Origin of the sequence: Pseudomonas sp. FFUP_PS_473, from assembly GCF_002858665.1 — a bacterium.
GTDB classification, from domain to species: domain Bacteria; phylum Pseudomonadota; class Gammaproteobacteria; order Pseudomonadales; family Pseudomonadaceae; genus Aquipseudomonas; species Aquipseudomonas defluvii.
The window spans coordinates 1-26,272 of sequence record NZ_PJQQ01000039.1; the positions used below are offsets into that span (position 1 = coordinate 1).

Annotated in this window: 32 protein-coding genes and 2 pseudogenes; 4 read left to right on the forward strand and 30 right to left on the reverse strand. The window is 58.9% G+C overall.

Annotation, left to right across the window (positions count from 1 at the left end; all coding sequences use genetic code 11):
* Positions 1–242 precede the first annotated feature (242 nt).
* From CYD26_RS20945 to CYD26_RS20960, 4 genes and pseudogenes are all read left to right on the forward strand, one after another.
* Complete coding sequence (locus CYD26_RS20945; protein ID WP_099774942.1) at positions 243–1,235, forward strand: TerC family protein; 993 nt, start codon at positions 243–245, stop codon at positions 1,233–1,235.
* A 535-nt stretch (positions 1,236–1,770) separates the two neighbouring features.
* Positions 1,771–2,673 carry a sensor domain-containing diguanylate cyclase gene (locus CYD26_RS20950; protein WP_102053518.1) on the forward strand — a complete coding sequence of 301 codons (903 nt, stop codon included), beginning with the start codon at positions 1,771–1,773 and terminating at the stop codon, positions 2,671–2,673.
* 167 nt (positions 2,674–2,840) lie between these two features.
* The gene (locus CYD26_RS20955; protein WP_099774946.1) at positions 2,841–3,287 is read left to right on the forward strand and encodes a hypothetical protein; all 447 of its coding nucleotides are present in this window, start codon (positions 2,841–2,843) and stop codon (positions 3,285–3,287) included.
* A 225-nt stretch (positions 3,288–3,512) separates the two neighbouring features.
* Positions 3,513–3,746, forward strand: a pseudogene (locus tag CYD26_RS20960) (site-specific integrase); the annotation flags it as partial.
* A 398-nt stretch (positions 3,747–4,144) separates the two neighbouring features.
* Here CYD26_RS20960 and CYD26_RS20965 read toward each other — a convergent pair.
* The 30 genes and pseudogenes from CYD26_RS20965 to CYD26_RS21110 all read right to left on the reverse strand — a co-directional run bounded on the left by CYD26_RS20965 (position 4,145) and on the right by CYD26_RS21110 (position 26,210).
* A complete protein-coding gene (locus CYD26_RS20965; RefSeq protein ID WP_102053519.1) occupies positions 4,145–4,348 on the reverse strand; it encodes a hypothetical protein in 204 nt (67 codons plus the stop codon).
* Between the two features lie 17 nt (positions 4,349–4,365).
* Positions 4,366–4,602 carry a hypothetical protein gene (locus CYD26_RS20970; RefSeq protein ID WP_102053520.1) on the reverse strand — a complete coding sequence of 79 codons (237 nt, stop codon included), beginning with the start codon at positions 4,600–4,602 and terminating at the stop codon, positions 4,366–4,368.
* A gap of 260 nt (positions 4,603–4,862) precedes the next feature.
* Positions 4,863–5,432, reverse strand: a complete 570-nt coding sequence (locus tag CYD26_RS20980; protein WP_371917255.1) for a lysis system i-spanin subunit Rz — start codon at positions 5,430–5,432, stop codon at positions 4,863–4,865.
* A complete protein-coding gene (locus CYD26_RS20985; RefSeq protein ID WP_102053522.1) occupies positions 5,417–5,800 on the reverse strand; it encodes a DUF6527 family protein in 384 nt (127 codons plus the stop codon). Before CYD26_RS20985 ends, CYD26_RS20980 begins: the two co-directional genes overlap by 16 nt.
* Entirely contained in the window at positions 5,797–6,291 is a 495-nt protein-coding gene (locus CYD26_RS20990; protein WP_102053523.1) for a glycoside hydrolase family 104 protein, read from the reverse strand. The genes CYD26_RS20985 and CYD26_RS20990 overlap by 4 nt, the downstream gene beginning before the upstream one ends.
* Positions 6,292–6,332: 41 nt before the next feature.
* The gene (locus CYD26_RS20995; RefSeq protein ID WP_102053524.1) at positions 6,333–6,761 is read right to left on the reverse strand and encodes a phage tail assembly chaperone; all 429 of its coding nucleotides are present in this window, start codon (positions 6,759–6,761) and stop codon (positions 6,333–6,335) included.
* Between the two features lie 12 nt (positions 6,762–6,773).
* Positions 6,774–7,403, reverse strand: coding sequence for a hypothetical protein (locus CYD26_RS26030; RefSeq protein WP_371917256.1), 630 nt, complete (start codon positions 7,401–7,403; stop codon positions 6,774–6,776).
* Positions 7,404–7,409: 6 nt separating this feature from the next.
* Positions 7,410–8,078 (reverse strand): annotated as a pseudogene (locus CYD26_RS26035) (phage tail protein); the annotation flags it as partial.
* The gene (locus CYD26_RS21005) at positions 8,079–8,681 is read right to left on the reverse strand and encodes a YmfQ family protein (protein WP_065759234.1); all 603 of its coding nucleotides are present in this window, start codon (positions 8,679–8,681) and stop codon (positions 8,079–8,081) included.
* Positions 8,672–9,709, reverse strand: a complete 1,038-nt coding sequence (locus CYD26_RS21010; protein WP_102053526.1) for a baseplate J/gp47 family protein — start codon at positions 9,707–9,709, stop codon at positions 8,672–8,674. Before CYD26_RS21010 ends, CYD26_RS21005 begins: the two co-directional genes overlap by 10 nt.
* Positions 9,699–10,094, reverse strand: a complete 396-nt coding sequence (locus CYD26_RS21015; protein WP_371917257.1) for a phage GP46 family protein — start codon at positions 10,092–10,094, stop codon at positions 9,699–9,701. Before CYD26_RS21015 ends, CYD26_RS21010 begins: the two co-directional genes overlap by 11 nt.
* 7 nt (positions 10,095–10,101) lie before the next feature.
* Positions 10,102–10,593: a phage baseplate assembly protein V gene (locus tag CYD26_RS21020; protein WP_102053527.1), complete on the reverse strand. Its 492-nt coding sequence runs from the start codon at positions 10,591–10,593 to the stop codon at positions 10,102–10,104.
* Positions 10,590–11,702, reverse strand: a complete 1,113-nt coding sequence (locus CYD26_RS21025; RefSeq protein ID WP_099774422.1) for a phage baseplate assembly protein — start codon at positions 11,700–11,702, stop codon at positions 10,590–10,592. The genes CYD26_RS21020 and CYD26_RS21025 overlap by 4 nt, the downstream gene beginning before the upstream one ends.
* Positions 11,703–11,705: 3 nt before the next feature.
* Positions 11,706–13,076 (reverse strand): DNA circularization protein, encoded by a 1,371-nt coding sequence (locus CYD26_RS21030; RefSeq protein ID WP_102053528.1) that lies wholly within the window; start codon positions 13,074–13,076, stop codon positions 11,706–11,708.
* Entirely contained in the window at positions 13,073–15,241 is a 2,169-nt protein-coding gene (locus tag CYD26_RS21035; protein WP_102053529.1) for a phage tail tape measure protein, read from the reverse strand. Before CYD26_RS21035 ends, CYD26_RS21030 begins: the two co-directional genes overlap by 4 nt.
* A gap of 129 nt (positions 15,242–15,370) precedes the next feature.
* A complete protein-coding gene (locus CYD26_RS21040) occupies positions 15,371–15,685 on the reverse strand; it encodes a phage tail assembly protein (protein WP_102053530.1) in 315 nt (104 codons plus the stop codon).
* Positions 15,685–16,032 (reverse strand): phage tail tube protein, encoded by a 348-nt coding sequence (locus CYD26_RS21045; RefSeq protein ID WP_102053531.1) that lies wholly within the window; start codon positions 16,030–16,032, stop codon positions 15,685–15,687. Before CYD26_RS21045 ends, CYD26_RS21040 begins: the two co-directional genes overlap by 1 nt.
* A gap of 57 nt (positions 16,033–16,089) precedes the next feature.
* A complete protein-coding gene (locus tag CYD26_RS21050; RefSeq protein WP_102053532.1) occupies positions 16,090–17,589 on the reverse strand; it encodes a phage tail sheath subtilisin-like domain-containing protein in 1,500 nt (499 codons plus the stop codon).
* The gene (locus CYD26_RS21055; RefSeq protein WP_102053533.1) at positions 17,586–17,759 is read right to left on the reverse strand and encodes a DUF2635 domain-containing protein; all 174 of its coding nucleotides are present in this window, start codon (positions 17,757–17,759) and stop codon (positions 17,586–17,588) included. The genes CYD26_RS21050 and CYD26_RS21055 overlap by 4 nt, the downstream gene beginning before the upstream one ends.
* Positions 17,756–18,355, reverse strand: a complete 600-nt coding sequence (locus CYD26_RS21060) for a hypothetical protein (RefSeq protein WP_102053534.1) — start codon at positions 18,353–18,355, stop codon at positions 17,756–17,758. Before CYD26_RS21060 ends, CYD26_RS21055 begins: the two co-directional genes overlap by 4 nt.
* Positions 18,356–18,412: 57 nt before the next feature.
* Positions 18,413–18,940 (reverse strand): hypothetical protein, encoded by a 528-nt coding sequence (locus CYD26_RS21065; RefSeq protein ID WP_102053535.1) that lies wholly within the window; start codon positions 18,938–18,940, stop codon positions 18,413–18,415.
* The gene (locus CYD26_RS21070) at positions 18,918–19,301 is read right to left on the reverse strand and encodes a head-tail adaptor protein (RefSeq protein WP_102053536.1); all 384 of its coding nucleotides are present in this window, start codon (positions 19,299–19,301) and stop codon (positions 18,918–18,920) included. The genes CYD26_RS21065 and CYD26_RS21070 overlap by 23 nt, the downstream gene beginning before the upstream one ends.
* A gap of 2 nt (positions 19,302–19,303) precedes the next feature.
* On the reverse strand, positions 19,304–19,855 hold the full coding sequence (locus CYD26_RS21075) for a hypothetical protein (RefSeq protein ID WP_102053537.1): 552 nt from the start codon (positions 19,853–19,855) through the stop codon (positions 19,304–19,306).
* A 2-nt stretch (positions 19,856–19,857) separates the two neighbouring features.
* A complete protein-coding gene (locus CYD26_RS21080; protein ID WP_102053538.1) occupies positions 19,858–20,115 on the reverse strand; it encodes a hypothetical protein in 258 nt (85 codons plus the stop codon).
* A 54-nt stretch (positions 20,116–20,169) separates the two neighbouring features.
* Positions 20,170–21,483, reverse strand: a complete 1,314-nt coding sequence (locus CYD26_RS21085; RefSeq protein WP_102053539.1) for a phage major capsid protein — start codon at positions 21,481–21,483, stop codon at positions 20,170–20,172.
* 61 nt (positions 21,484–21,544) lie between these two features.
* Positions 21,545–22,519, reverse strand: coding sequence for a S49 family peptidase (locus tag CYD26_RS21090; protein ID WP_102053540.1), 975 nt, complete (start codon positions 22,517–22,519; stop codon positions 21,545–21,547).
* Positions 22,516–23,787: a phage portal protein gene (locus tag CYD26_RS21095; protein ID WP_102053541.1), complete on the reverse strand. Its 1,272-nt coding sequence runs from the start codon at positions 23,785–23,787 to the stop codon at positions 22,516–22,518. The genes CYD26_RS21090 and CYD26_RS21095 overlap by 4 nt, the downstream gene beginning before the upstream one ends.
* A gap of 2 nt (positions 23,788–23,789) precedes the next feature.
* Positions 23,790–23,978, reverse strand: a complete 189-nt coding sequence (locus tag CYD26_RS21100) for a hypothetical protein (RefSeq protein WP_102053542.1) — start codon at positions 23,976–23,978, stop codon at positions 23,790–23,792.
* Positions 23,975–25,783, reverse strand: a complete 1,809-nt coding sequence (locus CYD26_RS21105; protein ID WP_102053543.1) for a terminase large subunit — start codon at positions 25,781–25,783, stop codon at positions 23,975–23,977. Before CYD26_RS21105 ends, CYD26_RS21100 begins: the two co-directional genes overlap by 4 nt.
* Positions 25,743–26,210: a phage terminase small subunit P27 family gene (locus CYD26_RS21110; RefSeq protein WP_102053544.1), complete on the reverse strand. Its 468-nt coding sequence runs from the start codon at positions 26,208–26,210 to the stop codon at positions 25,743–25,745. The genes CYD26_RS21105 and CYD26_RS21110 overlap by 41 nt, the downstream gene beginning before the upstream one ends.
* Positions 26,211–26,272: the final 62 nt, after the last annotated feature.

The following is a 26,272-nucleotide window of genomic DNA, read 5'->3' on the forward strand; positions in this document are numbered from 1 at the left end:
GCGGCATCTCGTTCAATTTCGGAATTAGCGCGCTCCGATTTTTTAACTAGCTGTTGCACTTGCTCCTTGAGGCCGCCTACCCACCGATCATCCGCCACGGATACACTTTGCAAAAAAACAGCGCTTGAAGAATCAAAGCGGTTATTTCTAGTCTGTCATCAGTGACGCCGGGCCCCTCTGACGGCATGCAGCCGCCATGTCGGAGTCATAGTTGGTAAAACTACGACTAACAGGAGAGGCTCATGACTGTCTTACATTCGATCATCTTCGCTGATGTGCTGGGCACTGCCGCCTGGCTCTGGCTGACTTTCCTTGCGATCGTCATCGCATTACTCGCCTTTGACCTCGGCGTTCTGCATCGCGAACACCGAGAAATCAATGTAAAGGAGAGTTTGTTACTGTCGGCGGGCTACATCTCCATGGGCTTGCTTTTCTCCGTCTGGGTCTACTTCCAGAAGGGTGCCGACGCCAGTATGGATTACCTGACCGGCTTCTTGATCGAGAAGTCGCTCTCGATGGATAACGTTTTCGTCATCGCATTGATTTTCGGATTCCTGGCCATTCCCCGGGCACTTCAGCATCGCGTACTGTTCTGGGGAATCATGGGTGTGATCGTGCTCCGGGCCATCATGATCGCCTTGGGCGCAGCTTTGATCGCCGAGTTCAGCTGGGTTCTTTATATATTCGGCGCCTTCCTGCTGTTCACGGGTGTGAAAATGCTTTTTGCGTCGATTAACGATCAACCCGATCTGGAGAACAATCGATTCGTCAAATTCCTGCGCAGCCATCTGCGCATAACAGAGCACCTTCACGGACACTCGTTCTTCATTCGTCAAGCGGACAAGACTGGCAAGAAGGTGCTCTGGATTACACCCTTGTTCCTGGCGTTGATTCTGATTGAATGTGCCGATCTGGTATTTGCCATTGACAGTGTTCCCGCCATCTTCTCAATCACCCAAGATACCTTTGTCATTTACACATCAAATATCTTTGCCATCTTGGGCCTTCGTGCACTGTACTTTGCACTTGCCGCGATGATTCATCGTTTTGCCTACCTGAAATACGCCTTGGCTCTAGTGCTCGTGTTCATTGGCGCGAAGATCTTTCTACACGACATCATAGGCAAGGTACCTGCTGCACTATCGCTAAGCGTCACACTTGGGCTACTCACCGGTGGGGTATTGTTGTCACTGTGGAAGACGCGAGTGCGGCCAGGCCATGAAGGCGATCACTGAATTGAGAGCCTGAGCGTGTAGCGCGTGAAACAGGAATTCGACCTGTGAAGGTCGCCCCCACCAAGGGCGACCTCTGCTTGCAAAACTGGGCATTCACGACCGGAAGCCTTACAGCGGGTGGCTAGGCGTTGATTTTGCTGGGCCAAATCCCCCTCTGCCCCCATCAAAACATACAGTTTGGTATCAGCATTGGTATCGCTCTGCCTTGCTCTGCGGCATCCTGCCGAACGAACACCGCCCTCCCCTTACCGATCGTCACCGGGGATTAATCAGGCCTTCTCAAACGCTGAGCTGTTGGCCACTAAACCAAAACACATTTTCGTTCTGATGCTATAGCTATCCCGCAGATAAGAAAAAATGATTCTTTCTTTTTAATGATGCCCGGATGAAAAAACCAATAAATCACCAAGGCGCCAGGCATGTTGATCCTCTCAACCTGAACTGCAGTCTGCCTGACAGACCAAGCTCAAACCCGTGCCAAATTTTTCCAATCATATTAATGTGCTACCACCTAATGACTTAGAAGAAACGCTTCATGATCAATGTTGAGCAAATGGCTTTGATTCTGGAGGCTTTGCCGGACCCGGCTTTCATCCTGTCCCGCAGCGGCAAGTATGTCGCCGTGTTCGGCGGCCGCGATAATCGCTACTACCATGATGGAAGCTGCCTTGTCGGCCAGTACATTTCAGACTTGGTCAAGCCTGAGAAGGCAAGCTGGTTTCTCGAACAGATCGACAGGGCGCTCGAGTCGCGAGAGCTATTGATCGAAGAGTACGAACTGAGCAATAGGGATGTGAAAGGCTTATCCGATGAAGGCCCAAAAGAAGCGATCTGGTTTGAAGGCCGTATCCAGGCCCTGAATTTCCTGGCTGACGAGGAAGCAGTTGTGCTCTGGGTCGCGAGTAATATCTCGGAGAGGCACAACCTGGAGGTCAGACTGAGGGAGCTAAGCGATACCGATCAGCTAACCGGCCTTTTCAATCGAAGAAAACTGGAGCAGGACCTCGCTCTCCATTACGAATCATCAGTGCGGCACTCCGTGCCGACGTCCATTTTGATGCTTGATCTGGATGGGCTCAAGAAAATCAACGACACAAAAGGACACCATGCAGGGGATGAGATAATTCTGGCCGCTGCCAACATTTGTAGGTCCGTGCTACGAAAAACTGATACCGCATGCCGCTTGGGCGGTGATGAGTTTGTGCTTGCTCTGCCCAATACCAACCATGGGCAAGCAGTGCAGTTCGCCAAGCGTTTACAGGCGTGTTTTAGAGAGACGCTGAGCCGGTTTTCGGCGGATGGTATCGTCGTCACGGCAAGCATTGGTGTCGCGACTGTAGCGCCGGATGATCGCTCATACGAAGACACGCTCAAGCGTGCCGATCGCGCATTGTATGAGGCCAAAGGCATGGGCAAAGACAGGGTGGTCTCTGCATGACAGTCCTGGGCCAAGCCAGAGGGATGCCAGAGCCGGAATTTTCGAGCTTCAGCGATGCGCTGCCTGGTCATACGAAAAGACCTATAGGTCAACCCCCGAGAATTGCCTTACCTGTTCGACCTGAGCTACCGTGATAGCAAAGTGAATCGCCGGAGGAAAGACCCAGCATGAGCAGTCGCGTGGTAACAACCAAGGAAGATCTGAAAAAGGCGTTAAAGGATCGTGTTGAGGTCATCCACATCGCTGCCCCTGATCTGGCTCGTCACGTCAAAACAGTAAAGACCGCGAAAAAAGGAACCGCCATTGCTTGTGCGACAGTCTTGGGCATAGGTGTGGCAAGCGCCTGGAATCCTCTAGGTTGGGGAATTGCCGGAGCTGCCGGGCTCACTGCTGCCATGTCAGGCGCTACGGCCGGAGTGCTGATTGCCGCAATCACTGCGCTGACCTTTCTCGGTACGCTTTACCTGGTCATGGTAAAAGATTACGAGCTTGAAACTAACGGCGACTTCAGCGGCAAACAAAAAAACACGCTCGGCGGCTCTGAGGGTGCCGGCGCGTCAACGACACAGCAGGGTAAGGGAAGCTTCAGTTTGACCCTCAGAAAGAGCAAATAGCGGTGACCCATTTCCATCCTGGCCCACCCTACTTTTTTATCTGCAAAAAGTGCAAACATCGCTTCGGGCGAAAAATCCGCCTAGGGGTGATCTGCCCGTCCTGTAAAAGCCTTTTCGTGGAAAGAGATCGATCCATACTCAAGTGAACCGTCTGATGCCAGTGCTGCAGCACAAAGGCAGACGTGCCAGGCCGTTTCCTGGCAGCAGGAAACACAGCAGCTCTGGATGAAGGAACTGCGGATTCGTTATCGGCCGTCGTACAACTGCCGTCATACCTATGCGACAATAGCGGCAATGTCTGGCCTCAACCCCGCCTTTATCGCCCAACAGCTTGGTCATAGCGTGCAGATGCTTCTGTCGACTTATGCACGATGGATCAACTCGACCTCCCATTGGAACGAACTGGAAACGTTGAAGATTGATCCCAATCTGGTCCCAGGCGACATCAGCATCACATAAGTTATTGATAGGTAAGCCCTTTGATCTCCACCGCAAATATCACCATGCCGTATGGGATTGGTGTTAGCGGGTGTCTATGCGTTGATTTTGCTGGGCCAAATCCCCGTCTACCCCCCACCAAAACGCACAGTTTGGTATCAGAATTGGTATCGCTCTGCCTTCCTATCCGGCGTCCTGCCGAACGAACACCACCCTACCCTTACCGATCGTCACCCGAGATTTATCAGGCCTGCTCAGCCTCAGGGATGCGAGCCACCAAACGAAAACAAACCTTCGTTTTTATGCAGCAGCCATCCCGCAGGGGTGAAAACGAAATTATTCTTTCGATTCCATGGATGACGCAGGCCGATGCTTCGACCGATGCCAGTTCTGCATCCCACCGACAGAAAACAGCCCCGTCAGTGCAACGTACTCCCTAATCCACCCAGTGCCCGCTGCTGATACTGAATCACGGCCTGCATCAGCGATTCGACTTCAAGGCGAAGCCGCTCAACCTCTTCCGGGGGGAGAACGCCTTTGGCTTCGTTGTATCGGCGCACCGCATCCATTGCCTGCTGCCATAACGGCTCACCGGCTTTCATCTTCTCTTCCAGGTCGTCCATGACTGTGACCCTCTGATTTAATCGACTTGAGTGTAGTCGGAGACTTGGCTGGCAACCGTACGTCCTTTACAGCCAAGCTCCCAATCCCGCTGCTGGTACGCCTGTACTGTCTGCATCAGCGATACAGCCTCAAGGCCAAGGCGCTCGACTTCTTCTGGTGGTGCCGAACCTAGCGCTTTCCGGTACCGGCGAAGCGCCACCAGAGCCTGCTGCAGTAGCGGCTCAACGGCTTTGATTTTTTCTTCAGGACTCATCAGTACCTCGCCTGCATTTAGATAAAAATCGCAGTTCTGTGGACCTAGGAGGGATGCCCCTCAAACATCCGATCCTGATACTCCTGTGCAGATCTGATCAGTAACTCGGCCTCCGCTCGAAGGCTCTCTATCTCTGAGGGAGTACATGCTTCCCCGGCCAAGTGATAGCGCTTGATAGCCTCCATTGCTCTACGCATCAATGCAAGGGCCGTTTCGACTTCCTCATCTGATCGATCCACGACAATCTCCAAAGCATAGGCTCAAGGCGGTGCAAACTCATATTTATAGCGTAGGTCACGCACGTATGCCTGGCACGCCCGCAGAGCGATCAATCCTTCATCACCGTCACTGGTGATGGCGACAATTCGTTGAGCATGCGCTGGGTCAAGTTCGGCTCGCGTGCCTCCATAAACCACGCCGCTGGAGCCGGAGGCTTCTCGCACCCCACTGCAACTACTCGGGGCGGTGGTGGGGACGGCGAGTAAGACTGACAGCCGCAAATCAGCAGTAGCAAGGCGGTCACGCAAGCGATCCTGAAGTTTTTTGGCATCGAGCAGTTCCTTGTAGTGGGTTTCGTCATTTACCTGCAGGCGGTCTTCAAGCGCTCGGCGCTTTTCCTGTTCGTCCTCCTGCCAGTCGAGGACGGCAACAGAGGCTTGGTTGCGCTCTCGCTGGAATGCTTCGGCCTGTTCGGCACTCGTTGCCCGCCACTCAGCATCCATGGTTGAGCGGCCGTGCTGGTAGGCACCCCAGTAAGAGGCCAGCACCAGCGCCAGGCATGCGGCAGCGGCAATGCCGCGCCAGCTGATAGAGCTCACCAACGCGCCCATGACTCCTCCCAATTCGGCAAGTCAACCGTTTGTCCGCCAAGATGATGCGTGCAGTCGCTTAGGTACTGGATGCGGCCTTCTGTGATGAACGAGTGGCATACCTTGGTTGCCTTGATCTGCACGATCTCACCGATCCTGATTTTCTCGGCGATGTCCGGCGTGATGGCCGCAGGCTCCCACTGGTCATGCTGCACCAGCACGGACGGCGTGAAGGTCGGAACCTCGGCATTCCCGTTGTAGCCCCAGCGCGGTCCCGAGCCACTTCCAACGTTCAAGTTGTGCGGCGTATCGCAGCCCGCGCACCAGAACCAGATCGATCCGTCCGCAGCCTGGCCAAGGCACTTGGAGATAGTCTTGATCTCGCTCATGCCAGCCTCCCGCCAGCGGCAATGTAGTGGGCAATCAGGTCGTCCAGCTTGCGCTCATGCTGCCCGTAGCCTGCACCAGGCAGACTGGCCCAAATGTTTCGGCACTTGGCGATGGCATCAGGGATTCTCCCCGCATGAACATCAGGCAAGGCCTTACATTCAAGGATCTGCCGTAAGGCAATTCGATCTTGGCTTACCGGTCCAAAGTCCGACACCTTTAGCAGGTCACGGTAGTGAGACCAGTAACGTTTAAGGAGCTGATACCGCCCTGCAGCAGTCGACTTCAGCCCTTTCGTGTTCACAGTCACCAGAACGCCAGGATGGTCGGCATAACCGGTGAAAGTGTTCGGGCTGTTGAGGCCGCCGACAATCACGTCATAGCCATCGTTGCGGGTGTACTTGCTGGTCGAGGTACCCTCCGACCACGCCAGCATGTCTAAGAAGGCGAGCGCATTCTTGCTGCCCGCCAGGGAGTCAGAAATCTTGGCCATAGTTTTCTCCAGGCGAAAAAAAGCCCCGACAGTGCGGGGCTCTATTGAGTCAAATCAGCCAGCCAGGTCGGTGGTTGCGGCCGGTGCTCGATGCCGGGGAACAGCTCGGACTGGGGCCAGTCCCGCAAGCCTTGCCGGTACGCCAGCAATTCGGAGAATTGCTCAGGCGTGAGCGTGGTAGACAACTGCATGTCCTGCTCGTCACGGTGGCGTGTTACCAGCCACTCGGTATCACTCACTTGGCCGTCACGCCACTTGCGCTCTGCAGCAGCCAACTCATCGCCAGTAGCAGGAGGTGGATCAATCAGAATGGGCAGCCCATTTGCATCATGCGACCGCACCTTACCTGCCTTCGGGTTGGCAATTACCTCAAGGTAGTTTTCTTCTGTGATCGGCTTGGCGTCTTCAGGAATATCAGAGTGAAAGCCACTGATGTACGTGCTGCCGGTAAGTTGACTATATAAGCGCATTATTCAGTCCTACTATTTCCCAAAGGCCAGCCAGAAAAATGGCGACGATACGTTTGTGCCTGCACCTCCATCCAGTTGCGTAGCGACAAACCAAGTAAGGCCGTAGCTGTTCACCGAGACTGAGTCGTTATCGTCATTCGCGCCGCCAATCACAACGAAAACTTGCGTCGTAAATGCAATCGGAAATGACACCGTTGGGCTATGAGCCCCGCTGGCATATCGCCCCCACTGAATGATCAGGCCAAGCATCCAGCTTGGAAAAACGATATACCCGTTCTGAGCAAGACTTGCCTGGAAACCGAACCGGAGTTTCTTTGGGGTTACGAATGTTGTGTCATCAGTACCAGTATCGACTTGATCTTGGGTACCTACTTTCGCCCAGCCAAACGCACTCTCCGTCGCTTGTTTCACAACTTTGCCAATGGCCTGGAAAACCCGTAACGGCGTCATCCACTTGGTATCATTCGTACCTGTTTCAGCATCAAACTGCACAGCCTTGTCGCTGGCAGCAACCTTGCCGGCCATCAGATTGAGCATCGTGGTCGCAAAATTAGGGTCATTGCCCAAAGCGGCTGCCAGCTCATTGATGGCATTCAATGCTTCTGGAGCAGAGCCCACCAAGGCATCAATTGCCGCCTGCATGGCCGCATTACTTTCAGCCTTGGTAAAGGCGTCGATGATGCCAAATCCGGCCAAGGTAGTGGGGTTCGTGCCCCCAGTAACCCGTCCATCGGCACCCACCGTGACACTTTTATAACTACCCGCAACCACGCCGGTCTTGCCAAAGACCTGTTCAAAGGTCAGTGCCGTGGTCCCCAGCGTTGGCGGCGTAGCATTGGACAGCCGCCAGACAGAGCCACCGTTGACCGTACCCGCATCCACACCGACCAGCATGCCCGGCTTCACCTCGACACTTTCGTCAGCATCGAGCGCACGCACCCACGCCCCAGCAGCCACGACATAAATGCCATTCTGTGCACCGCTGGCCTGATTCTTCACCAGCACCCGGTCACCAGCGACCAGCACAATGGCGTCGATTGTCTGGACGCCACTCAGCGCAATAGCGCCCGTGGTCGCAACCCGGACAGAGTTTTTAATACCCTGAGACACCAGACCCTGAATGGCCTTGAGCAACTGGTTGGTCTGACCTTCGGCAGGCGCAAAGCCTGCCGCCTTGATCACGTTCAGCAGTTCCTGGGTGACCGCGTTACCCCAGGCAGATGGGATCAGGGAACCCACCTGACCGGTTGCGGGGTTCTCGTCGGCAAACTGGCCATCCACCAGGCCGACATTGGGTACGCTTTTTGGGTAATCCATTCAGTCCTCACCATACTTAATAAATTCAACCGCATGCGCCGGCGCGCTACGGCGCAGTACGCACTCCAGTGCCCCGCTTGGGTTGCCGCCGAATTGCTCGCCGAAATAGCTCACGCCGAACCGGCGACCAAGGCGGCGCCGAGGCCCGGTTTCAAGCGTCCACATGAATTGCGCTACCCACGTACCGAAGTACGCCGCGCCGAAGCGTGAGCGCCCGAAGCGCGGGGCTCGGTGCTCAATTACGCGGGCCTCGGGGTAGCCATGACTGATGGCCAGCTCAACGAAGTACGCCGGTGACTGGCCACCGACCTCGACCAGACGGCGGCGCACCGCCAACTGACGGTCTTCAAACTTGGGCGAATCCCCCAGGCAAGGGTCGGGCAACCGCATGACCCGCTCCCAGTCGGGGACCAGCTCCCGAACGGTTTCGGGAAAGCTTTCCTCTAGCAGGTCGGCGGCGCGCAAATCCTCCCGGGCAAGCTCCTGGGCGGCTGCCTGCAGCAGCTGGTCCACTTCGGGGTTCAGTTCTTTGTCCCACGCAGGACCGGGCGGCAGCAGCGCCCGTAACTGCGCGTAGTAGTCGGAGGCGGTCCTTATCGCCACAGCACACCCCCATAGGTCAGCATCTCGTTGCGCGCCGCTACCACGTCGGCAGCCGGGCTGATCAACTGATGATCACGCTCGCCTAGCGCACCACTAAGGGCCTCGCCGATGTGCGTCCAAAGCAGACCGGCGCCAAGGTCCGACTCGCGGTTGTGCAAGTCGACCAGGGCGCTCTCCACCGCCCGGCGCACTACGCCACTGTCGGGGATAATCTTCAGTTCGTACTGAACCGGCTTTTCCAGCGGCGGCAGTACGTACAGCTCAGCGGTGACCGGGCGCTGTCTCTCGATGTACGCCCGCACCTCTTCGCAGGCTGCTGCGCTGGGGATGGGATCTAGATCGCCGTCACGGACGAAGAACAAACCCACCGTGCCCGGCCCCATCCAGTGCCGCACAAGCCAGGCACGGGTGACGCCCGGGACTTCCAACGCCCAGGTCACATAGTCATCTTGGTTGCCGCCGTGAGGGATCACCTGATACGAGCGAATCACCCGGGCGCGCAGCGCCTCAATGCTCTCTTGTTCAGTACCGCCCTGCAGGCCAGGCGCATCGACAGTCACCGTGTCATTGATGCCCAGCACAGGGGAGATCAAGCGCAGGACCGTACCGGCTGGGGTATTACCCAACTGGCCGGCCTCCAAGGCTTCCAGCTTGACCGTGCCGCTCTGACCGACCAAGACAACGCTGGCCGTCACCCGAAAGCGCACACCATCATCACGCTGCAGCAGCACGCCTGCATCGAGCAGCGCCGAGGCAGCACCGGTAAAGGTCGCGGCACCACTGGAAACCACCGCCTCCAAGCGGTCACGCTTGAGCCGCACCCGGGCCATTCGCCGCAAGGTGTCTTCATCCGCTGTGTCCGGCAGGATCTGCGCGGCGATGTATTCCTGATGCCCGTAGCGCCCGAAGGAAGCCGCCGCCTGCACCCGAGCCAGTACCTCGGCGTCGGATCGCAGCAGGGCCGAGCCGCCCAGGTCAGACTGCGCCCGGCTGATCAGCGCGGGCAAACTTGGGGTTTCAAACGGCATTGATCACCACCCATAAATTCTCAAATGGAACGTCGATGGTTCGGCCATCGCGCAAGGTCAACACCACCCGCATTGCCAGCCGGTCAACACCGCGTGTCGTCGTTACGCCCACGGCCGTAACGCGCCCGTCTTCCAGCATCCAGGCCAAGGCCTCGCGGGCGAAGGCTTGAGCATCCCGCTCGGTGTCCGCCGTCAGCGTACGCCGGCGCAACAGCCACAGGCGTGAGCCAATGCGGTCGTTGGCCTGCGTGGGGAAACTGTCGCCCCACCAGCCAAAGCGCTGGGCGTCATCGAGCGGGTCATCAGGGCTTGCACGGCGCCAGGTCAAAAGACTGATCTCTGTCGCCCGACGCCAAGCCCGGTCGGTGTCGTCGCTCTCAATCAGCGGCATATCACCCTCCTGCCACTGGCTTTTTGTCCGAGCCTTCATGAACGTGCTGCATCTGGCTCACACCACCAGCCACCTGATCGCCCGCTGACTCGATACGGCCCGTGGTGCGAATCACCGGGGTGTCAAACTCGACGGCGGTGTCGGCCTTGACCTTGAGCGTCAGCGTCTCGACCTCGATCACCCGATCGCGCTTGAAGTGCAGGCGGTCGCCCTCGTCGGTGTACAACGCCACCTCGCCACTTTTCAGCCCCCGCAGGCGAAACTGTCGATCCGCGACACACACCACCACGCCGTGCGAACGGTCGCCCCCCACAAAGAGCGCGATCCCCTCGGCGCCCGGGTGCGCGTTTGAGGTGAAACCATACGGCTCGAAGTGCTCCATGCCGTCTTTCACTTCACCGGCCAACAGGCGCATCTGCAGGCTTTGCAACTTGCTCGTGGCCTTGACCAGCGTGACCACGCCCCGGGCCAAAATCTGTTTTAGTCCGCTCATTGCTCGGGCTTCCAATCTGCTGGGATCAAGTATTCAAAGTTGTCCGCCTTGCCGCCTTTCTTGAGCTTGCGGCTGTTGTACGGGTCTTTCGGCTCAGGGTCGAAGCTGTCCGGCGGGGCCACCGTGATGTTTGCCACGGTGCCGCTCTCATCCAGGCTGTACTGGATTTCACTGATGAGCATGTCGCGGTCGATACCGACCCAAGGGTCGACCACCCGCACAATCATGTTGTGCAGCCACAGCGCCCCGTTCGACTGCCGCCAGCCCTGCACCTTGTACTGCAGGGTCAGCGCCTTACCCATGCGGCTGCCGCGTTCCCAGTTCGCCCGCGCCTCGGCAAGGCCGGGCGTCATCTGGCCGCTTTCGTGAATCATCAGCACCCGCTTACGCGCCGCACGCGGGTCCGTGACTTCAGCCTGCACCTCGGAGGCCTTGGCGCCGTGTTCGTCATCCGTGCCCGAACGCTGGCCAACAACCTTGTAGTCGGAGAACACCCCGGAAAAGTCGAGCGACGCCGAGCCGGTCAGGATGTTCTGGCCCAGCTCCAGCCGGTCAACCGCCCGCCCAGCGCTGCCCGGATTGATGATCACCAGACGCCCCCGGGAGTCGTCGGTGGACAGCAGCCGCGACAGTGTTAGCAGCCGGTCTATCGACTCAAACACCGTCTCCCCGGGCTCGATGCTGTGCTCGGCCAATTTGGTTGTCTCGGCCACCTGGCTCAGCACCTTGACCCCGTAGGGCTCGGCCAGGCTCTGAACGATCTGCTGCACACTCTGGCCGCGCCACTGCCCAGGCTGATTGATCGCCGAGCAGTCGACCAGATCGGCCGTCAGCGAACGCCCGCTGATTGCCCGGTTCACCGTCTTACTGTCGTAGTTGACCGGGGTCGCGAAGACCCAGCCCGTCAGCACCAGGTCATCACCTATCAACACCTCGCAGAAGTCGCCCTGCCTTACCGGAATTTCCTCGGCCTGATCCGGCCAGCGCCACGTCACATCCAGCGAAAAATCTCGGGTCTGTCGCTCGATGCCGGCACTGATGCTGGCTTTCTTCCAGCCGCGATAATCCAGGCCGTTCACGCGCAGCGTGACAGCGTTTAACGGGTCCATGGGTTACTCCTGGGCGATGTGCAGCACCCCGACAGGCAAGAACCCCGGGTGCGGCACTTTGTTACGCGTAACGATTTCAGCGGCGCGGGATGCGTCGCCAAAGCACTGATAGGCCAGCACCAACGCGGGCAGGCTTTCCTTCGGCTCAATCTCAACCAGGCGAACGCCCGAACGGGCCACCTCGGAGAGGTGCCCTTTAACGTGCTTGCGCACCGCCTCGATCACCTCAAAGTGTTCATGCGATGCCGACAGCCCGGCCTCCCACAGCGCCGCGCTAAGCCCATCACGCAGGCTAATCACGTCATCTGCTGCCGGGACTTCTGGCCGCTCCAGGGGTGACGCCACCTGCTGCGCCAAGGCTGGAACACCGGGCAGTACGGCAGGCGCCGACACCACCGGCATCAGTGCCGCTGCCCGCACCGCCTTGACGATCAAGGCATCACGCATCAACTCCCGTGCCGCCTTGACGGCAGCGGCTGTCGCCAGGCCGCCCGGCGGATTGGTCATCAGGTCATCGAACTGCTGTTCGGCCATCAACTGCCGGGCCAGTTCAAGCTGTGACGTGATGCCACGACCTGAGTCCACGAACCCCGAAAAGACCTCTTCGGTGCTCGCCAGGCGCGCCACGGTATTGGCAAACTCTGGGTCAGCCGCCACCGTGGCCGAGCTGCTGGACGACGGCGACCAGCTGTAACCCGACGACCGAGTGCTGCCCCCCACGCTGGAAAACTGCGCCCGGATCATGGCCGAGAAATTACCCGGGGCATTGATCAGCATGTCAGCCAGCGCCTCAGCCGAACTGACAAGGCCAAGCACCTGGCTAAACTCCCGCTGAATCGCCATCTGAATCCCGGCGATACTGTTCTGCAGCGCCGTTACCGCCATACGGGCCCGGTTGACCACCGCCATCGCGGCTTTGTAGCGGGCCAGCGCGGACTCCAGAAAGCTCTCGCTGGATGCCTCTACCTGCCGCGATGCCTTGGGCACCCCGACCGGGTAGCCCTTTTCCCCGGCTTCGACAAACACCAGCTCAAAGCGCACGATGCCGCCCTCGCGGCGCTCATGCGAAACTTGGCAGCCATCCCCGGCGGTGACCAGCAAGCGCCCGAACCACGGGTGTACCAGCTCGCCCGCCCCGGGCTTATCCAGGGCATTGAGCAGATCGTCCCGCCGGTCCAGGCAATCGTCACCGCCGATAAAGGCCGTCAGTTTGATTTCGCGGGTCTTGCTGCCCATATCCTCCACCAGCGGCTTGTCCCGCTGGGGGTATTCGTGAACCTGCACCCGCCGCCCGACTGGCGTAGCGTCACTGTCGACCAGAAACGCCACGCCGCGAAACGAAGCCGGGTGCAGTTGATCGCGCCAAGTCGTCATCCTGCCTCCCTACCCAATGAGCGATAACCGACTGACGGGCTTACCGACAGTCCCGGTTGATTGGTCCTCGCAGGATCAACACGCATGCCCGGCGGTGCATTTTCAAAGCGCACCACCATTGACCCCTCCAGTTCGGTGCGCGCCGCGGCTGTCGCAGCAGCAGCCTGAACCAACGAGCCACGGCTTTGCGGCAGGCTTCCTGCAGGCAAGGCCGAGCCACCCGCACTTAGGCTTGGTCGACCAGTACCGGATGCCTGAGCGACCTGAGTACCCGGTACCGTGCTAACCAACGCCAATGGCGTCATGCCGGGCAACGGCTGATTGGCGGGGTTGCGCATCAGGCTGGCCACCTTCGTGGCCTCTGGCATCAACTCAGGGGCTTGAGCAATCGGCTTGACCAGTTGCCCCGGCGCCACGCCGGTCTGCGCGTTGCGCGCTTCCTGCTCGGCAGTCCACTGCTTGACCTTATCCGTCGCGGCACCAATCACCCCGGCGCCGTCCGTCTCGATGCCAAGGAACTTCATCATCGGTTCAACGATGGGCCGCAACTCGTCCCAAAGCCCCCTGAAAAAACCGCTGATGGGCTCCCAGTGCTTGATGATCAAACCCAGCGGCGACCAATCGAACAGCGTCCCCATGAACTCCGCGAACGGTACCGACAGTGCCTTGACTAGATCCCACAGCGCGCTAAAGAACTCCGTTAGCGGCCCCCAGTTGGCAATGGCCAGGCCGAGCGGGGTCCAGTTGAAGGCCTCTTTCATCCACGACCAGACCGTCATGGCCGGGTCTTTGATCCTCTCCCATACCCAAGCGAAGTAAGGCGCGACGCTCGACCAGTTCGCAATCAGCACACCCGCCGCAATCGCCACACCACGCACGACCAGGCCGATAACGCTCATTTTTGCCACGCCATCCATCAGCATGAGCGCGGAAGTAGCCCCCGCCGTGGCCAAGCGCAACACGGTGAAGCCGACCGCCGCCCCGATGATGCCCTTGATCAGCCACGGGTGCGCGCCGGCCAACTGGGTCACGCCGGTGATGATCGGCCCGACCGTCGCCATGAAGTCGTTAAACGGCGGCAGTAGTACAGAACCGACCGTAATGCCCAGCCGGGTCACGCGGTTGCGCAGTAACTGCATGGCGTTCTGCGTGGTCGCCGACCGCGATTCGTACTCAGCCTGCATAGAACCGGCGTATAGCGTTGAATCACCAACCGACTTGAAGTTCTTCTGCAGGGTGTCCAGGTTGGTCAGCAACGGTGCAATAGCCCCTACCGACTCCTTGCCAAACAGGTTGGTTAACACCGCCGCCTGCTTGCTTTTCTCGACCTTGGACAGGGTCTTGAGCACCTTGTTGATCGTGCCTTCAGAGTCGGTTTGCATGCCTTTGGCGATTTCGTTGGCGTCCAGGCGCAGCGCCTTGTAGGCCTCTTGCTGCGACTTGGTGGCTGCCGTGCCAGCAGTCAGGGTCAGCATGAAGTTCTTGATGCCTGTAGCCGCCACGTCCTGGGCGATACCCACCCCGGCCAGTGCCGAGCCCATGGCCGCAATCTGCCCAGCGTTGACCCCAGCCACCTCACCCAGCGGGCCAATGGCCGTCAGAATCGCCGAGATTTGCCCGGTACTGGCCGCACCGGTGTTACCCAGGTAGTTGATCTTGTCGGCCAGCGCGACCACTTCCTGCTGGTTCATATGGAAGGCCGTTCGCCACTTGGCCATCATCGAGCCGGACTCTTCCGCCGTGGTGTCGAAGGCAACACCCATTTTCACCGCATCTTCAGCGAACTGCTTCAGGTCTTCCCGGGCGATGCCCGACTGACCACCCGCTGCGACAATCTGCGCGATGCCTTCGGCAGCCATCGGTAACCGCTCGGACATGCTCAGCACGTCCTCACCCATCTCCTTGAACTGGGCCGGCGTCTCAAAGTTGACCACCTTCTTGACGTCGGCCATCGCGCTTTCAAAGCCGATGGCAGCCTGAACCCCCATGACAAAAGGGGTCGCAATGGCGCCCCCTTGAATCGCATCCATGAAGGTGATTTTGCCGAGGCCCGAGCTATTCAACTGCTTGCGCAGAACGGCTGCGTTCTTGCGCACCCCACTCAACACCGGCGACAACTTGTCGACGCCAGTGATGAGCGCCTTTAGCTGGAACTTATCCGCCATTGCCGCCCCCTAACATCGCCTGGATTCGCCACGCGTTTTCTTCACTCTCAAACAACTGGTCTAACGGCCAGTTCATGACCTCGTTCGGGTTCACTTTCCAGAACCAGGCGAGGTCATAGACCAACTCGGTCAGCTGCTCGGGGCTTCGGAATCGGGGGCTTTCGTCGCCGGTGTAAGGAAAAAACCAATGACCATCCACACCAGCGTATTCAGGTCGGACAAGTCCAACTGGTTAACAGAGCTGGGCGGAATGCCGGCACACACTGCGATGTACTTCGACGCGGCTTCAGTCTCGGCGACTGGGCGACTGTCTTCGCCCAAGACGTAGGGAAACACTTTGATGTTGCGAACTTCCTGGGGGGTTGGGCGACGCAGATTCAGTTCGGTCAGTTGCTCACCGTGAGCATTAATCGGCGAGGCCAACGGGTGGTTAATAGTGCTCATTACTGCCAGTCTCCAGAAATACCATCGAACTTGATCGCAACCTTTGCGTCATCGGCAGACATTTTCATTTCGTCCACCACATACGCACCGGACAGCACATAACAACTGCCGTCCTTGAACTCGACGGTGACCGTCATGTTGGTGCCGTTTTCCAGCTTCGCCTGAGGGAAACCCGGGGTTTTGACCGCATCGACCGACACATAGGGCGTCAGGTCTTCTTCCTTGAACACCCCCGTGGTAATCGTCTCGCGCTTGAACTTGGACAACGGCACCTCAACGCCGCCGGTAATCGTCAACTGCTCGCCGTCGACCTTGATGTAACAGGTTCCCGCGACTTTCTGACCCATAAAGGGATCTCCCATAAAAAAGCCCGCACAAGGCGGGCCGGGGTGGATGTGGAAGGGTTACGCCGCGTCTTCGTACTGCAGGCGGAACTGATAGAGCAGCGCAAACACGCGCAACTGATTGACCAGATCCGGCGGGAACAACACGTTCAGGCGGTTCGGGTTGCTCGCGTCGCGCTCGACAATCAGCTGCGCCTTGAACAGCTCGGTGTTCTCAACGATCCCGGCGCGCTCCAGCTCACGGTACGCCGCGATCAGTTCGCCACGGATCACCAGCGGCGTGACGATTGCCTGGCCAGCGCCGAAGTTGGTGCCATCGTTGGCCAGCTTGCAGCGCCCGTACTTGCTGGTAATCCGGCTACGCAGGTAGCGGATAACGTGCGCCGACTGGTGCAGCGTTTCGCTGTCCAGATAGGAGTCATCCGGCTGGCCGAAGGCGTTACGCTGGTAGGTCGTCACGGCGCGCTGAATGCGGTACTCGCCGCCACTGCTCGATGCCGTAGCGATGCCGCTTTTCAGCAGGGAATCCGCCTCGGACAGCATGAAACGGTCGCTCGCAGCAGCGGGAGCAATAGCCCCCAACACACCGGTCTGCGTGGGCCGAGCCGGATCCGCGCTGATGAACACCGCCGTGCGTGCCCCCCACTGCGCCGCGACCTCCCAGACGGGCTGGGGCACGCCAGGTTCAAAGCCGTGAATCGTCATGTGCGGGTCATTGCGCAAGCGCCCAGCCGCCACCAGTTGGCCGAGCGTACCGCGCTTGGCGCTGTACACATGGCCATAGAGCTGCTTGGCCCACGACCAGCGACCGGCGCTGTCATCCATGACGTCTTTCCAGTCATCGAGCGTAGCGCTGTCGGTCCAGGGCTGGGTGATGAACTCAAACTCTTCATCGCCCAGTGCTGCCAGCGCCATGGCCATGTCAGGCGAACCAGCACCGCCAGTCATGGCAGTGACTGCCAGCACCAGGCCTGCCGGTGTCACCTCGCCATTGACGCGACCCAGGCGATTCAGCTCGACTTGAATGTCGTTGCCGAGGTCACCCTTGAACTTTGCCGTCAGCGTCACGACAGCGCCTGCAGCCTGAGCAGTAACAGGCAGGTCAGTAGCGGCGTTGATGCTGGTCGCCAAGCCGGTGGCCACGGCCTCAGCCGACGCCGAGGCAACCACGGCAGAGCGCACACGCTGGCCAGCCACGTACAGGTTGATCACGCCTGCTGCTGTCACGTTGCCCGTTACGGTAACGCTGCAGGTCGCAGTCGCGCCAGTGTCGACCTTCAACGGCAGGCACCAGACCTCACCGGCGATGTCGATAGCGCGGTGCATTTGGTGCATTGCGGCCAGCATCGAGCCGGCGCCGCCGATGGCAATGGCTTCAGAGGTGCGCGACACCAGCACCAGGCTACCGATTTCGCCGGCATCGGCGTTGTCGTTGACCTGGCCAATGATCAGGCGGCGAAGTCCGGCACCGGCGCCGCTGTTCGCCATCGAGTTATCAACCTCGGCGCAGAACAGCGGGACACGAATATCAGACGGAATGTTGCTGAAACCGACGCTCATACCTTGGCCTCTTTCTTGGGCTTGGCTTCTATCACGTCACCCGCATTCAGGCGGCGCACCCAGTACGCATTACGGGGCACATAGGCGCCCTCTTCGGGCAGCAGTTCGCCGCCCTTCTCCGGCATCGGGTTGTCACGCCCCGCTACCGGCTTCAGGTAAATCTGAGTCATTGAGATAAGTCCTCTCGGGTTTTGATTTCGATACGCCCGTCAGGCCCCTCGGGGGCGACATTGCGGTCGACCACGGGGTCGATAAAGTCGAGCGACGTGTCGACCCCTTCCAGCGGAGGAAGGCCCAGCAGCGTGCATGCCTGCCACGTTTCCGGGCTGGTACCAGACCCAATGGTGAGGTTGCCCAGCTGGAAGTCAGCAAAGAACCGGAACCGGTAAACCACCCGATCACGGTCGATAAGCAGCAAAGACCCGCCGTCATACAGCAGTTGCCCGTAATCCTTATCAGGCTCAAACCCAACCAGAGCACGCCAGAGACTGGCCCGAACCAAATGCAACTGGTCGGCAACCTGCTGCCCGCGCTCGTCGTAGTTCTTCAGTACGACGCACACATCAATGGCGTCCCTGACCTGCTGAACAATGACGTTCTGCTGCTCCGGCTCATCGGCCCCGTCACCGGTGGGGATCACATACGCTGCAGGCAGCTTCATCAGCGCACTGCCCTTTACCGGGTCCCAATCCAGACCGCCCGCCACCCGGTTTTCAAAAGACGGGCAGCGCTGTTTCAGTTGCTCGATCACTGGGGTGATTCGCATGCTTTCCTCTCGGGCACAAAAAAGCCCCATTACGGGGCTTGGGCGGCGCCTGGGCCGTCAGTTCAACAGCGCATCGGAAAAGGTCTGCCGCAAGATGCGCTGGGCGTCCGCCTTGGTGTCCGCCAAGGCATCGGTCATGTAGTTGTCTCGCGGCGTGATGCGCCAGCCGTTTCCCTTCCGGGCAGCCACCAACGCCTGCCGCTGGCCACTGGCACGGCGATTACTCTTACCGCGCCCCTTGCCCGGCGCTAGCGCCCGAGGCTTGGACCCAAGCCGTACCCCGTAGTGCAGGTATGCGGGGTAGAAATCCTCCCCCATGCTGTCGGTCTTGGTCGGTGCAATTCGCACCAGAAAGCCAAAGCGCGACACCTTGTAGCTGATCGAATCGACCGTCGCGCCGGTTCGACTCTCCGGGTAGCCCGCCTGCCCACCGCCAAGCGCCAGGTTCATCTGCGCGCGGCCAGTGACCAGGGCACCAACCTTGCGCATGCCCGCCCGAACTTTGCGCTTGTTGAAGGCTTCAAAGTCGAACTTTTCAAAGCCTTCGATATGCAGGTAGCCGTCAACGGAAACCGAATTGCTCATCGCTTCCCCCTTCGTTGGCAGGCGGACCATCTGGCCCCAGCTCCTCAACTTCGATCACCGACCACACCATGCGCCCAGCCAGATCGGTTGGCCGGCGGACGCGGAACACCCGATCATGCCAAACGAGCTCATACGCCGAGTCCAAACCCGGAATGTGACGGCAGTAAAGGCGGTGAGTGATCTTGTTGCCGGTTTGCTGAGCATTGGCATAGGTCGCCGTTCCCAGCGGCTCTACCTTTGCCCAACGATTGCAAACATGAGTGAACTCAGGCACTAGGCCGGGGCCTGCTGGCTTGTCGACACGAACTCGAACAGCCATGCGAGCGCGAAGCTCGCCCGAGGAAGGCTCTCTGATCGCCATGGCTAGAACCTCGGCGGCACGGTGATATCCGCCAACAGGTGGTCGACGAAACTCGCCGGGACTTCGGCCAGGGATTGCCCGACGACCAAAAGCCCTCGGTGGGTGAATACCGTTTCCGCCGCCATCAGCAACCAGCTCAGTACACCGGGGTAGGCCTCAATGTTCACGCCCGCACGGTATCGAATACGCAGCGCACCTGATGGCCGGCCACCAGGGAAATGCAGATAGCTTTCCCGCCCACTGGAACGAACCTCAACCGCACCGGAAAACAGCTCAGGGCTTGCGCCGTCGTCCAGCAGGTGAACTGATTCGACCTCTGTTACCTGCCCAACATCCAGTGGGTGCCCCGACGCGAAGTGCTCAGGCCAATCCTCTTCGTACAGGGCAGCCCGAATCGCGGCGCCGGTTTTGGACTCGCATTGCGCGGTAACACCGGGAATGATGATCTGCTCGATCAACTCTGGTTGCAGATCTTCCGGCTCAGCCCGACATTGATACGCAACCTGCTCCAACGTCAGCACGGGCGGCCCCGTGTAGGCGATACGGCGCGCCATGATCAGGGCTTCCCATCAGCATCCGATTCCGCACCTGGCTTGCTACCGGTACCGGAGTCATCTGCTCCGGTACTACCCTGTGCCCCACTGGGTGCATTGCTATTCGCACCAGTCTTGCCCTTTTTTGAAGCCTTCTTGTCAGCCTCAATGGCATAGCCTGCCTCAATCAGGCTATCTGCAACGCTGGAATCAAAGCCTGCAGTTTCTCCGGCGGCATAACCGCGCCAGTTTTTTTCAAAGGTAACGATAACTTTGGACATGGGATGCTCCCCTAAACTGAGTCATGGAAGGCCCGGAGCTCCGGGCCGGGTGTGTTAGAGGGTGCTGCCCCATTTGACGTCGGTCATCACTGCCACCGACTCAACGTGCCGTGGGCCGAAGTCATGCTTGGCAATCACGCGCACCAACGTCTGATCACGCTGGAAGGCGCTGATGACGTTGCCGCTGCCGTCCTTGTAGGTAGCCTCCTTGCTGAAGTCGATGACCATCGCGTCGTCTTCGCCAATGAAGCAGTCCGCGAAGTCTGCGAAATGGATTTCCGAGGCATCGCCATCGGCCCCCAGGTTGATCGGGATCTGGGTAGAGGAGCCTACTGGGAAGCCCTTCAGCATGTTCTGGTCCAGCTCTGGATAGGCCTTGTTGCCATTGCCATCACGCAGCGCCGAGAGCCAGCGCTTGGTACGCGGCGCCATGGCAAAGCCGGGAGCCGTCATATTGGAGTTGGCATTCTCCAGGCGCAGGATCAAGGCAGACAAGGCAAACTCGACAGCCTCAAGCGTCACTGCTGCCGGTGCCGCGAACACGTTGAAAGCCGGCGCCCAGAAACGCAGCCCTTTGGGCAGGTTGCCGGTGCCTGCGCCACGCAGGAAGGACAGGTCTTCTGCCGTTGCTACAGAGGCAGTCAGATCGTTCACGACAAGACGATCAACGCTCGGGTTGGTGCCCGAGTACGCCAGCAGGTCGTTGCTGATCGGAACCAAGGCCGCCAGCTTTTTCGACGACAGTTTCAGATCGTCGAACTGCATATCGGTAGCCGGCATATCCTCCTCGGTACCGATGTAGCCGACGACTGCGCCGCCTTTAATTCGCGGTACTGTGAGGTTCCCGTTTTGCAGCGGCAGGGAGACGGCGCCGAGCTTGCGCACCACCGACTTCGGCCGCAACAGTTCGATTACTTCGCTGGAGAAGCTTTGCGGTACCAGAACCCCGCCAGCACCCGGGGTAACGGTGCTCAGAGCCATGGCGATTTCAGGGCTGTAGCCTGAGTCCTTCGCCATCTTGGCGGCGGCATGTTGATCGCCGCGCGCAGCAGCGAGCACGCGTACCATCTGCGCCATGTTGGCACCTGGCACAGGCTTTGCAGTAAATGGACCACTGATGTTTCCGGGTGGACCATTCAGGCCTTGAGCGCTCTCATCGACGGGCACCGCATTGGTCGCGGCCATTCGCTCGGCGGCTTCAGCTCGAGAAAGTTTGTCGGTCAGGCTGTTGAACTGAACGCTGAGCTGCTCGAACTGGGCCAACTGCTCTGCACTGAGCGAGGTGCCCGCAGCTTCAAGTTGAGCCAGCGCCTGAATCTGGCCATTGATAGTGGCGCGTTCGCTACGCAATTGAGTTACGAGGGACATACTGCCTCCTGGGCATAAAAAAACCGCCAATAGGCGGTTGAGATCACTGCCGCGAACGCGGTCAGAGTTGAGACTGAATGGCGAAGGCTGAGGCCTGCACACTGATTCGCTGTCGTGCTTGAATGCCGCCCTGCCGTTGCGCGCGACTGATGGCGACTGCTTGAGACAAGTTATCTACCGCGAGCTGCGGTGACTCCAGGCGATCTGCGAGGCCAACAGCAATGGCAGTCGCGCCGCGATAACATCCGGCCTCAGTGGCAATGATGTCGGTCACGTCACGACCACGGTACTCGGCAACATGGGTCGTGAAGAGTTGGTAGCTCTCCTGGACAATCTCATTCAGCACCTGAAGTGACTGATCAGTGATCGGCTCGTTTGGGCTCAGGTCATTCTTGTGCGCCCCTGCAAACACCGTAGTGACCTTGACGCCCATACCTTCGATCATCTTGGACCGGTCCATGTGGCTGGCAATCACGCCAATGGACCCCACGCCAGAGGTCAGACTGACCACTACGTCTGTACATGCGGCCGCAATCAGGTAGCCACCAGAGTACGCCATGAAGTTGACCAAGCCGGTGATGGGCTTGATCTTGGTTGCTGCGCGAATATCCGCTGCCAGCTCAAAGGCTCCGACTGCGCTGCCGCCTGGGCTGTCAATGTCGAGCACAATGTGTTCGACCATGGGGTCGGCCACCGCTTGATTCAGCGCTGCACGTAACCCCTCGTAGCTGGTCATCGTTTCGCAAGCATTCAGATGGCTGCCGCGACTCACTAGCACCCCGTGCACCGGAATCACCTCAACACCCGTTTGGGCGATCGCAGCACGGCGCTGCTCTTCGCGGCGATCCTGCTGCGCCTGGTAATCCTCATCGTCATAAAACAGCTTGGGATTGGCTGCCGCTCCTCCCATGTTCAAGTTGACGATATTCAGGCTCATCGTCTGGTTGGCCCAGCGCACAGCCATATCCAGCATATCGGGGGTGGTCAACAGCGGCTGATTGAACAGCAGACTGGCGGCGCGCAGATGTCGTTTCATGCGGCAAGCATCCTCAAGATGTCGTCGCGCTGCTGCTCGAGCTGAGCGCGGACGTCGGGGTTGTTCATGTTGGGTAGGCCATGCGCCACATCAGTCATGTTCAGCGGCTGCAGGTAGCTATCACCGTTGGCCACCGGCGGCATGTTTTCCAGGCGGCGAATGTCATTGATCGACAGCCATCCCCATTGGCGACCGATCGCATATGCGTCGTAACGGCTCTTCTGGTCGCCTCGCAGCAAGCCGGAAAGGTTGAACTCGATGAAGTACTCCCGCCGTTCGGCCGGCAGTAAAAAGTCGCGCATCATCGCCTGCTCATGCCGCTTGACCCATGGCATCAAGGCAAAGATCACGTACTGAATCAGCAGTTGTTCAAGACTGTTGTAGCTGGCCTTTTCCAGGTCGTTAACCATGTGAGGGGGGATCTTGTAGATCCGCGCCAGATCGAGGCCGGTAGCCTTGAGGATGCCCAGTAGTTCGGCATCAACGTTATTCATCGATACCGGCTTGAAGGTCATACCCTCCTGCAGCATCGCGACCTTCTTGGCGTTGTCGATGCCGGAGAACTTGGTCCCCCACTGATCGAGGATGCGGTCGATGCTGACCTGTTCCTTAATTGGCGGCGCCTCCCGCGGTCGCTCAATTACACCGCTGACGGCGGTACCGTTGGCGAATGATTTGCCCGCGTACTGCCTAACCGCCTGTGCCAAGCCGACAGCATCTGCATGCAGCTCAATGGGCGACAGGCCCGTGTAATGGTTTTTCGTGTGCCAACGCACATGATGTATCAAGCGCATAGGCAACGGCTCATGTCCGCCAATGCGATACACCGGCCGGAGATCTCCGCCCTTGAGGACCAGCACCTTATCGTTGTGAAGCGGATAAAGCGCTTTCACTGCGCCGTCATCACCCCGCTCAATGTAGCTGTAGCAATTGCCTCTCAAACCCAATGCCAGCTGCCCAGCTTCCCGGTACTCATAGGGTGTCTGCCACGGGTTGGGTTGGTAGCGCAACACATCGTAAAGCGGGTGACCTGAAGCGACTTCACGCTTGCCATCCCCGAGCCGGCGGTACATCTCAAGCGGCAACTGGCCAATGCTCTCTGCCAACAGCGTGACGCAATTCTGGAGAACCGTGATTGCCAAGGCGGTGTCCGGCGTGACAGTCACCCCTGCGGCCGACCGACCAGAGCCAATCAGGCCGCGCCAGAAGCCGCTACTCCCGTCGGAAACTGCACCCTCATTGGCGCCGAGCAGATTGCTGAAGAACATGCTCAGCCCCCTTCGGGATTGCGTTTGAATTGAGCGCGGGCGGCAGCCTTGTCAGCCAGCCAGGCCCAGCCAATCAGGCCAAGCCCCGCAATGATAAAAGCAGTGGGCACATGAATCAGAGCGACCCCGCCGACCAGCAGGCCGAAGCCGACCAGACCAGCCAGCCACGCTGCAATTGCGATGATGTTCAAACCCCGACTCCTTCGTCATAGATGGATGTGCCACTGCTACCGCTTGAGACTGCCCCGCTGATACCAGTCGCCATGATGGCCGCGATAATCCCGTCGATTCGCCCGGTAGCCTTGGCCTTGTCTGCTTTGCGGTTGTTTGCCGGGTCAGAAACGATCACCGCGTTACCCGCGCACCAGGTCATAACGGGGTTACCGTCATGACGCAAGGACTCCACCGTTTCGACTGGGGGTGCATCATCAAAGAGTTCATCTGATGAATCGTCACCTTCAGGCCTGAGTTCGGCCATCCCAAGCAAGCGGCGCTCAAATTCGTCTACCGCTGGCCCCATATCCTTGAAGCCCTGCCCGAATTCAACCAGCGGCGGCAGCGAGATATCGTACTCAGTCATCAATTGACGCATGTCCTCAATACGCCACCGGTCAAAAGCAATCTTGTCCACCTGGAAGAAGTCACAAATGGTCTGCATCCTGCGAAGTACATGCAGCTTGCTGATGGCTCGACCCGGCGTGGTTTCAAGATCCCGCGACTTGATCCAGGCCGCATAAGGCACCTTGTCCCTCGCTTCACGTTTATCCAGCTCGAAATCGGGAATCCAGAAATACGGAAGCAGCCGCCAGTGCGGATCCTCATAGGTCGGATAGAACAGCAAAACAAAGGATGTCAGGTCGGTGGTGCTGGAAAGGTCCAGCCCGCCCACGCACGGACGGTTGCGTAGAAGCGACATCGGTACGCGCTCTTCGGCCTGGCTCCAAACATCCCATGAGATCCAGGGCGATTCGGCGCCCGTCCACTCGCAGAAGTTCAGCCGCCTAACCATCGCCTCTTTGCTCGGCATCCCTCGCGCCTCCGTCACCTGTTCACGCAGGTACTTCATGCCTGGTAGGTCGGCGTCCTGCAGTGACGGGTTCGACTTGAACCAGCAGCTTTCATCCTTGATCGGATCATCACCCTCATCCAGCGAGCAGATGTAGGCGAAAAAACCGTCGTCAATCAGCGCGCCGGAAGCAACCCTGGCCCCGTACTCGTGATACTCCCAGCACGGTCCGCGCTTATTTGAGCCGCTGTTGGTGATCATGAAAATCAGTGCCTGTTTACGGCTCTTGGTGCCGGCTCGCATCATCTCCACGACAAGGTTGGTCTTGTGTTCATGCACCTCGTCAATCAACGCCATGTGCGGCCTGGGACCTGACTGACCGTCGTCGGAGCTGATCGGGCGGAAAAACGATCCAGCCTTGAGGTAAGCCAGGTTCCAGATGTTCTGACCGGTGCCACTGCAGGCCAGGCGCTTCGTCAGCTCCGGCGACTGCTGCACCATCGCAACGGCGTCTCGAAACAGGATCATCGCCTGGTCTTTTTTCGTCGCCGCCGCGTAGATTTCGGCCCGCGCCTCATTGTCTGCGACCAAGCCTTTCAGCCCCACCCCGGCGGCTAACGGTGATTTTCCTGAGCCCTTCCCACTCTCGACGTAAACCACGCGAAAGCGCCGGTAGCCATCATTGGTCTTCCAACCAAAAATGCTGCCGACGATAAATTTCTGCCAAGGCAACAGCTCAAATGGCAGACCTTCGAACTCACCACCGTTAAGTTTCAGGACCGTGCGGTAAAACCTAATGGCCTTGTTGGCCTCCTCCAGATCCCAAACCAACCCGCGTTTATGCCCTTCCTTTAAGTCCTTCAGATGACGGGCGCATGCGTTTCGTATGTCCGGCCCGGCGACTCGCTCACCGGAATGCACTTCACGCGCATACTGGGTAGCAGGATCCTCAACCGAAGAACTCCGCGAACTGGTCTTCTTGGTCGTCATCGGTTTTTATCTGGACTTTAGATCGGGCGGCTGGGGTGAGGCCGAATTCGACCAGGTAACTTTTAAAGCGTCGGTCGGCGTCAGCGAGCATGGCAACAGCAGGGTTCGCTTTAATCACCAGCTCACCTTGGGTGCTGGTGGTCTCGTAGGTTCGCCCATTGGCGTCAACAAGTTCGCGCAAAGCGAGAATCTCGGAATAACAATCACAGAGTCGCTCAAGCGCAAAGCCATCTGCTTCAGTGAGCACGCCCATGCGATCAAGCAGAACGGTGAGTCGCCCCCAGGCCACTTGACCTTCATCAGTGAGATGCGCCGGAGTGCTGGGAATGCGCTTGGCCGGCAGTGGCTCTTTTTTGTTGATCGGGCGCTTGCCGGGATTCCCCCTGACCAGCTTCAGCTCTGTCGGGGTCGGTCTTCTCCCAGCCATTTTTTGATCCCAAAAAAAATCATTTCATTTCGCGGCTTTGCGCACGAAGGGGGGCGAAGGGT

Excerpts from the sequence above, each read along its gene's own strand:
- CYD26_RS20945 (WP_099774942.1), top strand. The coding sequence starts at position 243 with ATGACTGTCTTACATTCGATCATCTTCGCTGATGTGCTGGGCACTGCC.
- CYD26_RS20950 (WP_102053518.1), top strand. The coding sequence starts at position 1,771 with ATGATCAATGTTGAGCAAATGGCTTTGATTCTGGAGGCTTTGCCGGAC.
- CYD26_RS20955 (WP_099774946.1), top strand. The coding sequence starts at position 2,841 with ATGAGCAGTCGCGTGGTAACAACCAAGGAAGATCTGAAAAAGGCGTTA.
- CYD26_RS20965 (WP_102053519.1), bottom strand. The coding sequence starts at position 4,348 with ATGGACGACCTGGAAGAGAAGATGAAAGCCGGTGAGCCGTTATGGCAG.
- CYD26_RS20970 (WP_102053520.1), bottom strand. The coding sequence starts at position 4,602 with ATGAGTCCTGAAGAAAAAATCAAAGCCGTTGAGCCGCTACTGCAGCAG.
- CYD26_RS20980 (WP_371917255.1), bottom strand. The coding sequence starts at position 5,432 with ATGGGCGCGTTGGTGAGCTCTATCAGCTGGCGCGGCATTGCCGCTGCC.
- CYD26_RS20985 (WP_102053522.1), bottom strand. The coding sequence starts at position 5,800 with ATGAGCGAGATCAAGACTATCTCCAAGTGCCTTGGCCAGGCTGCGGAC.
- CYD26_RS20990 (WP_102053523.1), bottom strand. The coding sequence starts at position 6,291 with ATGGCCAAGATTTCTGACTCCCTGGCGGGCAGCAAGAATGCGCTCGCC.
- CYD26_RS20995 (WP_102053524.1), bottom strand. The coding sequence starts at position 6,761 with ATGCGCTTATATAGTCAACTTACCGGCAGCACGTACATCAGTGGCTTT.
- CYD26_RS26030 (WP_371917256.1), bottom strand. The coding sequence starts at position 7,403 with ATGCAGGCGGCAATTGATGCCTTGGTGGGCTCTGCTCCAGAAGCATTG.
- CYD26_RS21010 (WP_102053526.1), bottom strand. The coding sequence starts at position 9,709 with ATGCCGTTTGAAACCCCAAGTTTGCCCGCGCTGATCAGCCGGGCGCAG.
- CYD26_RS21020 (WP_102053527.1), bottom strand. The coding sequence starts at position 10,593 with ATGAGCGGACTAAAACAGATTTTGGCCCGGGGCGTGGTCACGCTGGTC.
- CYD26_RS21025 (WP_099774422.1), bottom strand. The coding sequence starts at position 11,702 with ATGGACCCGTTAAACGCTGTCACGCTGCGCGTGAACGGCCTGGATTAT.
- CYD26_RS21030 (WP_102053528.1), bottom strand. The coding sequence starts at position 13,076 with ATGACGACTTGGCGCGATCAACTGCACCCGGCTTCGTTTCGCGGCGTG.
- CYD26_RS21035 (WP_102053529.1), bottom strand. The coding sequence starts at position 15,241 with ATGGCGGATAAGTTCCAGCTAAAGGCGCTCATCACTGGCGTCGACAAG.
- CYD26_RS21040 (WP_102053530.1), bottom strand. The coding sequence starts at position 15,685 with ATGAGCACTATTAACCACCCGTTGGCCTCGCCGATTAATGCTCACGGT.
- CYD26_RS21045 (WP_102053531.1), bottom strand. The coding sequence starts at position 16,032 with ATGGGTCAGAAAGTCGCGGGAACCTGTTACATCAAGGTCGACGGCGAG.
- CYD26_RS21050 (WP_102053532.1), bottom strand. The coding sequence starts at position 17,589 with ATGAGCGTCGGTTTCAGCAACATTCCGTCTGATATTCGTGTCCCGCTG.
- CYD26_RS21055 (WP_102053533.1), bottom strand. The coding sequence starts at position 17,759 with ATGACTCAGATTTACCTGAAGCCGGTAGCGGGGCGTGACAACCCGATG.
- CYD26_RS21060 (WP_102053534.1), bottom strand. The coding sequence starts at position 18,355 with ATGCGAATCACCCCAGTGATCGAGCAACTGAAACAGCGCTGCCCGTCT.
- CYD26_RS21065 (WP_102053535.1), bottom strand. The coding sequence starts at position 18,940 with ATGAGCAATTCGGTTTCCGTTGACGGCTACCTGCATATCGAAGGCTTT.
- CYD26_RS21070 (WP_102053536.1), bottom strand. The coding sequence starts at position 19,301 with ATGGCGATCAGAGAGCCTTCCTCGGGCGAGCTTCGCGCTCGCATGGCT.
- CYD26_RS21075 (WP_102053537.1), bottom strand. The coding sequence starts at position 19,855 with ATGGCGCGCCGTATCGCCTACACGGGGCCGCCCGTGCTGACGTTGGAG.
- CYD26_RS21080 (WP_102053538.1), bottom strand. The coding sequence starts at position 20,115 with ATGTCCAAAGTTATCGTTACCTTTGAAAAAAACTGGCGCGGTTATGCC.
- CYD26_RS21085 (WP_102053539.1), bottom strand. The coding sequence starts at position 21,483 with ATGTCCCTCGTAACTCAATTGCGTAGCGAACGCGCCACTATCAATGGC.
- CYD26_RS21090 (WP_102053540.1), bottom strand. The coding sequence starts at position 22,519 with ATGAAACGACATCTGCGCGCCGCCAGTCTGCTGTTCAATCAGCCGCTG.
- CYD26_RS21095 (WP_102053541.1), bottom strand. The coding sequence starts at position 23,787 with ATGTTCTTCAGCAATCTGCTCGGCGCCAATGAGGGTGCAGTTTCCGAC.
- CYD26_RS21105 (WP_102053543.1), bottom strand. The coding sequence starts at position 25,783 with ATGACGACCAAGAAGACCAGTTCGCGGAGTTCTTCGGTTGAGGATCCT.
- CYD26_RS21110 (WP_102053544.1), bottom strand. The coding sequence starts at position 26,210 with ATGGCTGGGAGAAGACCGACCCCGACAGAGCTGAAGCTGGTCAGGGGG.